The sequence below is a fragment of the Streptomyces saintjeani genome, from assembly GCF_055409605.1.
Genome location: NZ_CP189624.1, coordinates 6062062 through 6074641 on the forward strand (window position 1 = coordinate 6062062; position 12580 = coordinate 6074641).

A 12580-nucleotide genomic window follows, 5' to 3' on the forward strand; every position below is an offset into this window, starting at 1 on the left:
TGCCGACTGCTGCGCCGTTGTGGCTGGTCGCGCAGTTCCCCGCGCCCCTGAGGGGCATGTCCTGAACCCCACTTGAAAGGAAACCCATGGCCGGGCTGCCGTCCATCGACCCCTACCCGATGCCCACCGCCGAGTCCCTTCCGGCCCGCATCCCCGGGTGGACCGTCGATCCCTCGCGAGCTGTTCTTCTCCTTCACGACCTTCAGCGCTACTTCCTCCGGCCCCTTCCCGACGCTCTGCGTACCGAACTCATCGGCAACGCGGCCGAGTTGACCTCCTGGGCCCGGGACGCCTCCGTGCCCGTCGCCTACACCGCCCAACCCGGTGGCATGACTCCCCAACAGCGCGGGCTCCTCAAGGACTTCTGGGGGCCCGGGATGCGCGTCGACCCCGCTGACCGGGAAGTCGTCGAACCCGTCGCTCCCCGAGACGGGGACTGGCTGCTCACCAAGTGGCGGTACAGCGCGTTCTTCAACACCGATCTGCTGCGGCGGATGCGGGACGCCGGGCGGGATCAGCTGGTCGTGTGCGGGATCTACGCGCACGTCGGCGTGCTGGCGACCTGCGTGGAGTCGTACACGCACGACATCGAGACGTTCCTGGTCGCCGACGCCGTCGCGGACTTCGGGGAGAGCGACCACCGGATGGCTCTGGAGTACGCGGCCCGCTGCTGCGCGGTCGTCCTGCCGACGAAGGAGGTCCTGGGATGACAACGGACGCTCTACAGAGGGTGCTTGAGGGGTCCGCCGGGCCGTTCGCCGTGTTGTTCCGGCCGGAGACGGCGGGGCCCCGTTCGCTGGACGTGCTGCTCGGGGAGGTCCGACTCCCCTCCACGCTCGGGGAGATACCGCTGTCCGACGACCGCGGGCCCGGCGCCGAAGTGCTCGTCCTCATCCCCTACCGGCAGGTCGCCGAGCGGGGGTTCGAGAGCCACGACGACGGCGCGCCGCTCATCGCGATGAGCGTCACCGAACAGGAGACCCTGCCGCTCGCCGAGGCGCTGGCACGCATCCCGGACGCCGGGATCGAGCTGACGGGGGGTCACTTCGACGTCGGGGACGAGGAGTACGCCGAGATCGTGCGGCGCGTCGTCGCGGACGAGATCGGCACCGGTGAGGGCGCCAACTTCGTGATCAAACGGTCGTTCACGGCCGACATCACCGGGTACGGCGTCCACTCCGCGCTGACGTTCTTCCGCCGCCTCGTCGAGCGGGAGACCGGGGCGTACTGGACGTTCGTCGTGCACACCGGGGAGCGTACGTTCGTCGGCGCGACGCCCGAGCGGCACGTCAGCCTGCACGACGGCACCGCCGTCATGAACCCGATCAGCGGGACGTACCGCTACCCCGAGTCCGGGCCGACCCTGCCCGGCGTCCTCGACTTCCTCGCCGACCGCAAGGAGGCCGACGAGCTGTACATGGTCGTCGACGAGGAACTCAAGATGATGGCCCGGATCTGCGTGGACGGCGGGCGAGTTGTCGGGCCGTACCTCAAGGAGATGGCGCGGCTCGCGCACACCGAGTACTTCATCGAGGGGCGCTGCGACCGCGATCCGCGCGAGATCCTGCGCGAGACGCTCTTCGCGCCGACCGTCACGGGCAGCCCGCTGGAGAGCGCGTGCCGGGTGATCGCCCGTCACGAGCCGCGCGGGCGGGGGTACTACAGCGGGGTCGCCGCGCTGATCGGGCGCGACGAGCGGGGAGTCCGCACGATGGACTCCGCAATCCTCATCCGTACGGCGGACATCGACGCCGGTGGCCGGGTGCGCATCGGCGTCGGCGCGACCCTCGTACGGCACTCCGACCCCCTCGCCGAGGTCGCCGAGACCCGGGCCAAGGCGGCCGGGCTGGTCGCGGCGCTGGAGGCGGGCGGGCCGACCCGGTTCACCTCGCATCCCGAGGTGCGGGCGGCGCTGGAGCGACGGAACCTCTCCGTCGCCGACTTCTGGCTGGCGGACGGCGCAGCGCAGGTCGGCTCCCGGCCCCGGCTCGCCGGACAGCGGGTGCTCGTCGTCGACGCGGAGGACACGTTCACGTCGATGATCGAGAAGCAACTCAAGGCGCTGGAGCTGGAGGTGACGGTCCGTCGGTTCGACGAGCCGTACGTCTTCGACGAGTTCGACCTCGTCGTCATGGGCCCGGGGCCCGGCGACCCCCAGGACACCGGGCACGTGAAGATCGCCCACCTCGACGCGGCGGTGAGCTGCCTGCTGCGGGAGCGGAGACCGTTCCTCGCGGTCTGCCTGAGCCACCAAGTCCTCGCCCGGCGGCTGGGGTTGGACCTGGTCCGGCGTGACGTACCGAACCAGGGGGTGCAGAAGGAGATCGACCTGTTCGGGGTGTCCGAGCGCGTCGGCTTCTACAACACGTTCTCGGCGCGGGCGGACCGGGACCGGCTGACCCTCCCCGACGGCACGGAGGTCGAGGTCAGCCGCGATCCGGCGACCGGGGAGGTGCACGCGCTGCGGTCGGGGCGGTTCGCTTCGATGCAGTTCCACGCGGAGTCGCTGCTGACGGTGGACGGGCCCCGGATCACGGCGGGGCTGCTCGACGCGCTGGTGGCGGGGCTGCCGGCGCTCGCGTCGTGAGGGGCGGGGCCGACTCCCGGGCCGGGCAGGCGAGTTGCCCCACCGGCGAGACCGGGGCGCGGACCACCGGCGCCCCCGGCCCCGTCCCGCACCTGACCGGCCCGCGCCTCACCGCCCCCGGCCCGCACCTCACCGGCCCCGGCCCGCACCTCACCGCCCCCGCCCCGCACCTCACCGGCCCCGTCGCGGTCCTCGTCGGCCCCATGGGCGTCGGCAAGTCCACCGTCGGCCGGCTCCTCGCCGCCCGGCTCGGCACCGGCTTCCGGGACACCGACGGCGACATCGTCACCGCCGAGGGCCGCACCATCGCCGAGATCTTCGCGGCCGACGGCGAACCCGCCTTCCGTACCGCCGAGAAGCGGGCGGTCCTCCGGGCGCTGAACGGGCACGGCGGTGTCCTCGCCCTCGGCGGCGGGGCCGTCCTCGACCCCGGTACGCGCGCGCTGCTCGCCGGACGCCGGGTGCTGTACCTGACGATGGGTGCCGCCGAGGCGGCCCGGCGGCTGGACCTCGGCGCCGGGCGCCCCCTGCTCGCCGCCGACCCCCTCGACCGGTGGCGGGAGTTGATGGCCGCACGCCGTCATCTGTACGAGGAGGTCGCCACGGCGATCGTCGCCACGGACCGGCGTACACCGGACGAGGTGACCGAAGCGGCCCTGGACGCGCTGGAGTTGAAGACCGCTGCCCTGCCGCCCCCCACAACCCCCCTTCAAGGAGCCCCCCTTGACCAGACTCCGCTGGCTCACCGCCGGTGAATCCCACGGCCCCGCCCTGGTCGCCACCCTGGAAGGTCTCCCCGCCGGAGTCCCCATCACCACCGCCGAGGTCGCCGACCACCTTGCCCGGCGGCGGCTCGGGTACGGCCGGGGTGCCCGGATGAAGTTCGAGCGGGACGAGGTCACCTTCCTCGGCGGCGTCCGGCACGGTCTCACCCTCGGTTCCCCGGTGGCCGTCATGATCGGCAACACCGAGTGGCCCAAGTGGGAGAAGGTGATGGCCGCCGACCCGGTGGACCCCGCCGAACTCGACGGCGTACAGCGGGGCGCCCCGTTGACCCGCCCGCGTCCGGGCCACGCCGACCTCGCCGGGATGCAGAAGTACGGATTCACCGAGGCACGGCCGGTGCTGGAGCGCGCGTCGGCGCGGGAGACGGCGGCCCGTGTGGCGCTGGGCGCGGTCGCGCGGGCGTATCTCCAGGAGACGGCCGGCGTGCGGATCGTCAGCCACGTCGTCCAACTGGCGGGCGCGCGGGCGCCGTACGGAGTTCTCCCCACCCCGTCCGACGTACGCGGACTCGACGCGGACCCGGTGCGCTGTCTCGACGCCGACGCCTCGAAGGCGATGGTCGCCGAGATCGACCGGGCCCACAAGGACGGGGACACGCTCGGCGGGGTCGTCGAGGTGCTGGCGTACGGCGTACCGGTCGGGCTCGGGTCGCACGTGCACTGGGACCGGCGGCTCGATGCCCGGATCGCCGCCGCGCTCATGGGAATTCAGGCGATCAAGGGCGTGGAGGTGGGCGACGGCTTCGCGCTCGCGGGCGTCCCGGGTTCACAGGCCCACGACGAGATCGTGCGCGGGCCGGACGGCGTACGGCGGGCCAGTGGGCGCGCGGGCGGGACCGAGGGCGGGCTGTCCACCGGTGAACTCCTGCGCGTGCGCGCCGCGATGAAGCCGATCGCGACGGTCCCGCACGCGCTGCGGACCGTCGACATGGCGACCGGCGAACCCGCCGTCGCCCACCACCAGCGCTCCGACGTCTGCGCGGTGCCGGCCGCCGGGATCGTCGCCGAGGCGATGCTCGCGCTCGTCCTCGCGGACGCGGTCGGGGAGAAGTTCGGAGGTGACAGCGTTGTGGAGGTCCGGAGGAACATTCGCGGATATCTGGAAACCCTTTAGCCGGCCGCGCCCCGTTTTTCCGCAGGGCTGAATCTGTTTTCCGCAGGGCTGAATCTTCATCAAGTACCCTGTCCTGTCGGCCACTTCGATCACCGATCTGACTGTCCGCTGCTGAAGTGTCGCAGAGCGTTGACCGATGGCCGGGCAGACCTCTACCTTCCGGGAAGATCGCATTTCGAACTACGGGGGATGGGTTGGGTGATGGAGCCGCCGAACTCGGACAGTCACATACTCGCCGTGCTGGAACTCCTCGCGGAGGACAGCCCGCCGAGCCGCTTCGACTCGCTGCTCGTACGGGCCCGCCGTGAGGGCCTGCCCGACGCGGAACTCGGGCGCCTGAGCCGGGCCGTACAGCTCGCCCGTGCCCTGCCCGAACGGCCCGGCAGACGCCGGCAGTGGGAGGACGACCTCACCGCGCTCGTCGACACCGCCCGCGACCTGATGGACGCGCCCGACGTCGACGCGCTGCTGCGGACCGTCGCGCGGCGCGCCCGCCGGCTCCTCAGCCTCGACATCGCCTTCGTCGTCCTCACCGACCTCGACGGCGAGATCCGCGGGCACGCGGCCGAGGGGTCCGTCACCGACCTCAGCACCAACGTCGACCTCGTCTCCGAGGGCAGCGTCGGGGCGCGCGTCCTGCGCACCAAGTCGCCCGCGTGGACCGCCGACTGCCTCCTCGACCACTCCTTCATCACGTCCAAGGGGCTCGACGAGGCCACCCAGGCGGAAGGGCTGCGCGCCCTCCTCGCCGTCCCTTTACGCGTCGGTGACTCCGCCGTCGGCGTCCTCTACGGCGCCCAGCGCGCCGTACGGCACTTCACGCCCGACGAGGTCGGCGCGATGATCCAGTTCGCCGACCTCGCGGCTCTCGCCGTCGACAACGCGCGCCTCCTCCAGCACGCCCGGCACCAGTCCACCGAGCTGGAGCAGGACAACTACCGGGTGCGCGCCGGGCTCGTCCGGCTCCAGGAACTCACCGACGCGTACGGGCGGATCATGAGCCTGCCACTGGTGGGGGCGAACCTCGCGACGATCGTCTCGGCGACGGGGGCCGCGCTGGACGGGCGGGCCCGGCTCTTCGACCCCGCCGGGAGGCTGCTGGCGAGCAGCGAGGGCGAGGACGAGGGCGCGGACGGCTTCGGCGGGGCCGCGGTCGCGGGTGCTCGCGGTACCGTCGCCGAGGCCATCCTCGACGCCCACGCCCGGCGGACCACCGTCCGTACCCCCGGCGGGGTCTGGGTCGCGCCCGTCATCGCCGGGGCCGAGAACCTCGGGTACCTCGTCCTCGACCCCGAGACCCCGCTCGTCGGCGCCGACGAGCGGCTCCTCCAGCTCGCCGCGCAGGTGTGCGCCGTTCAGCTCCTCATCCAGGGCAGCGCCGGCCTCACCGAGGGCCCCCAGCGCGACGAGCTCCTCGACGAACTCGTCTCCGCGCCGCCCCGCGCGCCCCGCCGGATCGCCCAGCGCGCGCGTCAGCTCGGCGTCGACCTCGACGAGCCGTACGTCCTCGTCGTCATGCGGCCCGAGGGTGGTGACCACGGGCGGGCCACCGTCTGGTCCCTCTCCTACGTCCACCGCATGACCGGCCTCAAGACCGAGCACGACGGCTGCATGGTCCTCCTCCTGCCCGGCACCGACGCGTCCGCCGCCGCGCGGGCCGTCGCCGGGGAGCTGTCGCCGCTGCTCGGGCGGCCGGTGTCCTGCGGGGCGGCCGGGCCGGGGCGGGGGGTCCTTGAGGTGCGGCGGATCTTCCAGGAGGCGGTGCGGTGCCTGGACGCGGTGACGGCCCTGGACGCGCCCGGTGCCACCGCCGCGCCCCAAGACCTCGGCTTCCTGGGCGTGCTGCTCTCCGACGACCGTGACGTCCGTGGCTTCGTCGACTCCACGATCGGGCCGATCCTCCGCCACGACGAGGAGCACTTCACGGAGTTCGCGGTCACGCTGGAGGCGTACTTCGCGGCGAAGTCCAGCCCCACAGGTGCCGCCGGCGCGCTTCACGTCCACCCCAACACGGTCTCCCGCCGCCTGGAACGCATCACCGCCCTCCTGGGTCCCGACTGGCAGAACCCCGGGCCCCTGCTGGAGATCCAACTGGCCTTGCGTCTCCACCGGGTCCGGGACGTCCTGCGCCGCTGAGTCGTACCGAACCCTGTCGGCGGGGGCTCGGTACGAGGGTTACAGGTGGGGCGGCATCGTCAGGGCGTGGTCCGCCCGTGCCAGCGACATCGCCGTGTGGGCGGCCGACGCGAGGGTCACGTGGCGGTGCCAGCCGGGGAAGGAGCGGCCCATGAAGTCCCGCAGGCCGCACGGTTCGCCTATCTCCGTGAAGTCCGTCTCCACCCGGCGGGGCAGTCGGGTGAGGCGGACCAGGCGGCCCACCGGCGACTGGCTCAGGTTCGTCAACCACGCCGCGGACGGCGGCTGGTTGGGGTCGGACCACTCGCCCAGGAGGAGCATCGGGTGGCGGCGCCCCTGCGCGTCGGGGACCGTCACGCGGACCACGGACGCCAGCGCGGAGCGCACCGCGCCGGCGTTGGCCGGGTCGGGCCACGTCACCGGGCGGCGCAGCCCCTTCGTCGCCTCCAGGATCTGCGACGCGCACAGGAGCCCGGCGCGGAAACCGGGAAGCGCGCGGTCGGCGACAGCCAGCCGCGTCGCCGCCGTCACCCGGGCCAGCACCGGGACCCCGGCGTCCGTGAGCCGCGTCAGCGTCGCCGCCGTCGTACCGCCCCGGACGTCGAGGACGACGGGCCTGCGCGCGACGCCGCCGCCCCGCTGGACGACCTCCAGGACGGCTTCCGCCGTGCACTGTTCGAGGCTCTCGGCGGGCGCTTTCTCCGGGACCTCCGCCCGGTCGCGGCGACGCCGGTCGCTGACCCAGGGGTCGGTGAGGAGGAGGCGCCAGTGGACGGGCGCGCTGAGCCGTTCGGACGCGTACCAGACGCCGATCGCCTGCTGTCCGGAGAAGAGCTGGCCCAGTTGGGGTGCGAACAGCCGGTCCACGCCGACGGAGTGCTCGCCGGCCTTGGGGATGTGCATGGAGCGGACGACCCACGCCTGGGCGGGCGCGAGCCGCTCCGTGTAGGCCGCGAGCGCGGCCCGCATGGGGCGCCAGTCCCATGTGGAACAGGAGATGAAGTGGTGCAGGCCCTGTTCCGCGCCGGGGTCGCCCAGGTGCGCGGCGATGTTCCGTACGGACTTGCGGCCGCTCGTGGTGAGCAGGCCCTGGAAGTACATCTCGGCCTTGCGCCGTTGGTCCCTTCTGCGGAACGGCGCGAACAGGACCCGGCTCAGGTCGGCGGCCACGGCGTCTACGGCCGGGGCGGGGGGCCGGCCCGCGGACTGGTGGCGTGTGGTCACGGACCCGGCGGGTGCGGACCCGGCGCAGGTGGACACAGGCACGACGGTCTCCTCAGCGGTGTGTGGGGGGACAGCTACTGTCGGTCGCTGTCCCAACCGTCTCTTTGGTCACCGCCCTGTAACCAGGTGGGCCCGCTATCGACTTTGGGGCGCCCGGTGGTTGTCCCGGCCCCATGTGCGAAGCCGTGATGACAACGCCGTCAACAAACGGCTTGCACCGCGTCTGCAACGAGCGGTGTAAGTGTTCCCGGACCACACCGCCCGCCCCCGCCCGGGGTCAGCCGCCCGTCCCGCCCCCGGATGGGGCAGCAAGCGGACGCGGGCCCACCGGACGGGGGGTGTGGACCTCGGGGGCGCGAGGCCGGTCACGTGGGGATGGTTCGCCGGGGATGCGGGGGAGGAGGGCCGGGCTGGTGCGTCTGACCTGCGGAAACCGTATGGGCCCACCTTCGGAGGACGCTCTCCCGGTGGGATGGGGACAGTGACGGCCGCCCCCCTCGGCCCCGCCCCGGAAACTCGTGACAGGCCCTCGCCCCACGACCCCCGCAGCTCCAGAGTCCGCCGCGCCCACACCCCGACCGCGCTGTCCACCCCGGCGACGTCCGCGAGCCCGGCGAGCAACTCCCGTGCCAGGGGCGCCGCCTGTGAGGCCGGTACCCCCGCCGCCGCCGACAGCTCTTCGCGGGCCGCCCCGTCCGCTCCGTCCGCGAGGAACGCCAGCGGCGGCCACACCCCGGCCGCCGAGAAGGCCGTACCGTGCGAGACGTCCACGGCTCCGGCCCACCGCGAGGTGAGCGCGTTCGCCGCCTGCACGGCCGTACGCATACGCGTTTCCGCCCCCGGTTACCGCTCGCTTACGATGCGCTCGCACATCTGTGTGAAAACCGGACCGTCCGAACCAGGAGCACGCCACCCGTGTCGACACTCCCGCCCGAGCCTCAGGACAACCCGTTCCGCGCCCCGGAGCCGGGACAGGTGCCGGTCGCCGCGCCGGTGCCGCAGGGCTGGGGACAGGGCTGGGCGCCGGGGCCGTTCCGGCCGGTGCGGCAGGTCAACGGCGTGGCGATCTCCGCGCTCGTGCTCGGCGCGCTGTGCTTCCTGCCCGCCGTCGGGATCGTCCTCGGGATCGTCGCGCTCGTCCAGATCAAGCGGCGCGGCGAGCGCGGGAAGGCGATGGCGGTCATCGGGATCGTCCTGTCGTCCCTCGGCCTCGCCCTGTGGCTCGTCGCGCTCACCACGAACGTCGCCCGCGACACCGTCCACGCCATCGAGGATGCCGCCGAGATCACCACCGTCTCCGCGCTCGACACGGGTGACTGCTTCGACCTGCCGCCGGGCGACACGATCGGCTCCGACGTGTACGACGTCGACGAGGCCGACTGCGCGGACCCGCACGACGCCGAGATCTTCGGCGTCGTACCCGTCGGCGGCGACGACTTCCCCGGGCGGGCGAAGCTGCGGGAGGTCGGCAACGAGAAGTGCTACGACCTCAAGCTCCGCTACACGATGGACCCGTGGGCCGTGCCGGACGGCACCGACTGGTACACGCTGCTCCCCGAGCGCGACGGCTGGGAGTCCGGCGACCGCGCGATCACCTGCGTGTACGCGCGCTCCGACCTCGGCAGCCCCATGCTCGGCTCGCTGCGCCGCGACGAGACCAACCTCGACGACGACCAGATCGCCTTCCTGACGGCCATGTCCGCGATCGACGACGCCCTGTACGCCGAGCCCGACGACTACCCGGAGGAGGACCTGCCGGCCAACACGGCGTGGGCCGCCGAGGTCCGTGACGCGCTCGGACAGCAGGCGACGGCACTTCAGGCGCGCCCCTGGTCCGACGCGCGGACCTCGATCGACCTTCTCGTCCGGGACCTGCGCGAAGCGCGCGAGTCGTGGCGCAAAGCCGCCGTGGCCGACGACGCGGACGCGTACTACGACGCGTACGACGCCGGGTACGCGTTCGTCGACGGTGCCACGACGATCGGGGCGCGCAGTGCGCTGGGGCTCGCGGTCACCGTGCCCTCGTCAGCCGACGACAGCGGCAGGCTCGACGTCTGAGGTGTGAACGCGGCTATACCGGGAGAAAGTTCCGGCGTAAAGCTCCACCCCGGATTTTGTCATCACATCGAGTGATTCTCTGGCCTTTGCTTGCATGGAGGAACCCACGGTTGCCAGGCTGTAGCTGTCTGTAAAGCCTGATGGGAGCGGCCTTGTGAGTATCGGTGAGCAACCGGCGTATCTGAGGGTCGCGGGGGATCTGCGCAGGAAGATCGCCGACGGTTCGCTCCCGCCGCACACGCGGCTGCCGTCCCAGGCGCGCATCCGCGAGGAGTACGGGGTCTCCGACACGGTCGCGCTGGAGGCGCGCAAGGTGCTGATGGCCGAGGGGCTGGTCGAGGGCCGCTCCGGGTCGGGGACGTACGTCCGTGAGCGGCCGGTCCCGCGCCGGATCGCCCGCTCCGGGTTCCGGCCGGTCGGGGGCGCCACGCCGTTCCGGCAGGAGCAGGCCGAGGGGGATGTGCGCGGAACCTGGGAGTCCAGCAGCGAGCAGGCCGCCGCGGACGCGGCTGTCGCCTCCCGGCTCGGGATCGAGAAGGGGGGGCGGGTCATGCGGACGCGGTACGTCTTCCGTGAGGGCGGGCGGACGATGATGCTGTCCACCTCCTGGGAGCCGCTGGCCCTCACGGGGCGCACGCCCGTCATGCTGCCCGAGGAGGGGCCCCTCGGGGGGATGGGGGTCGTCGAGCGGATGCGGGCCATCGACGTCATCGTCGACAACGTCGCCGAGGAGGTGGGGGCCCGGCCGGGGCTCGCGGACGAGCTGGCCGCGCTGGGGGGTGTGCCCGGGCATGTGGTGATCGTGGTGCAGCGGACGTACTTCGCGTCGGGGAGGGCGGTGGAGACCGCGGACGTCGTGATCCCGGCCGACCGGTACCGGGTGGCTTATCACTTGCCGGTCCGCTGAGGGGCCCTTCGGGGACCGGGCGGGGGCTCTGCGGGGTTCTGGTGGGCTTTCCCGCTGAATCCGGTCGTTTCTCGTCGGTCCCGTAGGCCGGTGGATTTCCGGGCCGGGCGGGCGGGAGCGGGCGGATCTCCCGCTCCGCGAGGTCGGTCGGGGGGTGTACGCCCCCTCCTGGCTGGCTTGTTGCATGTCTGTTGGTGAAAAGCCGTGTTCGGTGCGTGAAGGTTGGGCGTAGGCTCGGGCATATGCGGAGTGCGGTTTCCTCAGCGGGTGGGGCGTGCGGGAGGGGCGGGGCGCGATGACCGACAACAACACCATCTCCCTGCCCTGGCTGGTCATACGTCAGGACGACAACGGGAACCGGTACCGGGTGGGGCGTTACGCGACCCAGGACGAGGCGCAGAAGATCGCGGACAGTCTGGACGGTGCCGGGCATCGGCAGATGTATTGGGTCGAGCGGGCGGGCCAGCACGGGGATCCGAGCCGCAACTGACCGGTGGGGGCGGGAGGTCGGGGTGTCCCTGTGGTGGGTGGCGGGGCGGCGCCACGGTGCAGGACTCCGGCCCCTTCCCCGGCTCCCGTAGGCTCCCGCGCATGACTGAGCGGATCGTGGTGGTCGGGGCGGCGCTTCTCGACGGGGGGCGGCTGCTCGCTGCTCGGCGCAGTGCGCCGCCCGAGTTGGCCGGGCGCTGGGAGCTGCCCGGGGGGAAGGTGGAGCGCGGGGAGAAGGCCGAGGACGCGCTGGTGCGGGAACTCCGGGAGGAGTTGGGGGTGGACGCGGAGGTCGGGGAGCGGGTGCCGGGGGAGTGGCCGCTCCGGTCGCCGTACACCCTTCAGGTCTACGTCGCCCGGCTGCGGCCCGGTTCACCCCGGCCTGCGCCGCTGGAGGACCACGACGACCTGCGGTGGCTGGGGCGGGACGAGGTGTGGGGCGTCGAGTGGCTGGAACAGGATGTGGAGGCGGTGCGGGAAGTGGTGGGGAGGATGGGTACGGGGGTGGAGTGAGGCGGGGGTGGGCGACCGCGCGAGGGGTCGTGGGTGGTGTGTGCCGGAGTGCGGGGGCGGGTGTGCGCCGGGTGGGGTGGTGTGCGCCAAGTCGGGTGGTACCGGGCGTGCGATATCGGGTATGTGGTTATCGAATATCTGAAATCGGACATGGTGTGCATCGCTGTGCTGGGAAGTGATCGGCGTGATCGACACCGAAGGCGACTGCGCCGAGTGGACGTTCCCGGCGGATCCGGGAGCGGTGCGCGGGGCTCGTGCGGTTGTTCGGGGGCAGTTGCGGGGGTGGCGGCTGGAGGGGGTGAGCGATGTCGCGGTGCTGCTCGTCAGCGAGCTGGTGACCAATGCCCTGCGGCATGCGGCCGGGCCGATCCGGCTGCGGCTCGTCCGTCCCGCCGGGCTCGGTGGCGTACTCGTCGTCGAGGTCTCCGATCCGCTGCCCGACCCGCCCCGGGAGCGCGCGGCCCGGCCGGAGGACGAGGGCGGCAGGGGGCTCCAGCTGCTCGCGTCCGCGGCGAACCGGTGGGGTACGCGTCCGGACGCGTCCGGCAAGACGGTCTGGTTCGAACTGGCGGTGTCCGAGTGACCTGCGAAAACGCCGGCGCGGGCGCCTCGTCGGCGGCGTACGTCGGTTTTCGGCCAGGGGCTCGTGTCGATCCGAGTGGTTCGAGGGTGTGCCCGCTGGTTAGAAGAGTGGAAGTGTTGGAACGGAACGGTCCAAAAAACGCCTGGGCCGTGCTGTGATCGTGAACACCGTGCCGTGCGGCCCC

At 72.6% G+C, this 12580-nt stretch carries 10 protein-coding genes and 1 pseudogene; 10 read left to right on the forward strand and 1 reads right to left on the reverse strand.

Annotation, left to right across the window (positions count from 1 at the left end):
• Window positions 1–86 precede the first annotated feature (86 nt).
• From ACQCO7_RS27790 to ACQCO7_RS27810, 5 genes and pseudogenes are all read left to right on the forward strand, one after another.
• Window positions 87–710, forward strand: coding sequence for an isochorismatase family protein (locus ACQCO7_RS27790; protein WP_464074370.1), 624 nt, complete (start codon window positions 87–89; stop codon window positions 708–710).
• Entirely contained in the window at window positions 707–2587 is a 1881-nt protein-coding gene (locus ACQCO7_RS27795) for an anthranilate synthase family protein (RefSeq protein WP_464074371.1), read from the forward strand. Before ACQCO7_RS27790 ends, ACQCO7_RS27795 begins: the two co-directional genes overlap by 4 nt.
• A gap of 203 nt (window positions 2588–2790) precedes the next feature.
• Window positions 2791–3270 (forward strand): annotated as a pseudogene (locus tag ACQCO7_RS27800) (shikimate kinase); the annotation flags it as partial.
• Between the two features lie 40 nt (window positions 3271–3310).
• Window positions 3311–4486, forward strand: a complete 1176-nt coding sequence (gene aroC / locus ACQCO7_RS27805; RefSeq protein ID WP_464074372.1) for a chorismate synthase — start codon at window positions 3311–3313, stop codon at window positions 4484–4486.
• 201 nt (window positions 4487–4687) lie between these two features.
• Window positions 4688–6622 carry a helix-turn-helix domain-containing protein gene (locus ACQCO7_RS27810; protein WP_464074373.1) on the forward strand — a complete coding sequence of 645 codons (1935 nt, stop codon included), beginning with the start codon at window positions 4688–4690 and terminating at the stop codon, window positions 6620–6622.
• 39 nt (window positions 6623–6661) lie between these two features.
• On the opposite strand, the gene ACQCO7_RS27815 is transcribed toward ACQCO7_RS27810, so the two are convergent.
• Window positions 6662–7846 (reverse strand): IS701 family transposase, encoded by a 1185-nt coding sequence (locus tag ACQCO7_RS27815; RefSeq protein ID WP_464077304.1) that lies wholly within the window; start codon window positions 7844–7846, stop codon window positions 6662–6664.
• Between the two features lie 915 nt (window positions 7847–8761).
• On the opposite strand from ACQCO7_RS27815, the gene ACQCO7_RS27820 reads away from it, so the two are divergent.
• From ACQCO7_RS27820 to ACQCO7_RS27840, 5 genes are all read left to right on the forward strand, one after another.
• Window positions 8762–9904 (forward strand): DUF4190 domain-containing protein, encoded by a 1143-nt coding sequence (locus tag ACQCO7_RS27820; protein ID WP_464074374.1) that lies wholly within the window; start codon window positions 8762–8764, stop codon window positions 9902–9904.
• Window positions 9905–10058: 154 nt separating this feature from the next.
• Window positions 10059–10811, forward strand: a complete 753-nt coding sequence (locus ACQCO7_RS27825) for a GntR family transcriptional regulator (protein ID WP_464074375.1) — start codon at window positions 10059–10061, stop codon at window positions 10809–10811.
• A 295-nt stretch (window positions 10812–11106) separates the two neighbouring features.
• Window positions 11107–11301 (forward strand): SPOR domain-containing protein, encoded by a 195-nt coding sequence (locus ACQCO7_RS27830; protein ID WP_409117663.1) that lies wholly within the window; start codon window positions 11107–11109, stop codon window positions 11299–11301.
• Window positions 11302–11402: 101 nt separating this feature from the next.
• Window positions 11403–11813, forward strand: a complete 411-nt coding sequence (locus tag ACQCO7_RS27835) for a (deoxy)nucleoside triphosphate pyrophosphohydrolase (RefSeq protein ID WP_464074376.1) — start codon at window positions 11403–11405, stop codon at window positions 11811–11813.
• A 175-nt stretch (window positions 11814–11988) separates the two neighbouring features.
• Window positions 11989–12396 carry an ATP-binding protein gene (locus ACQCO7_RS27840; RefSeq protein WP_464074377.1) on the forward strand — a complete coding sequence of 136 codons (408 nt, stop codon included), beginning with the start codon at window positions 11989–11991 and terminating at the stop codon, window positions 12394–12396.
• Window positions 12397–12580 lie beyond the last annotated feature (184 nt).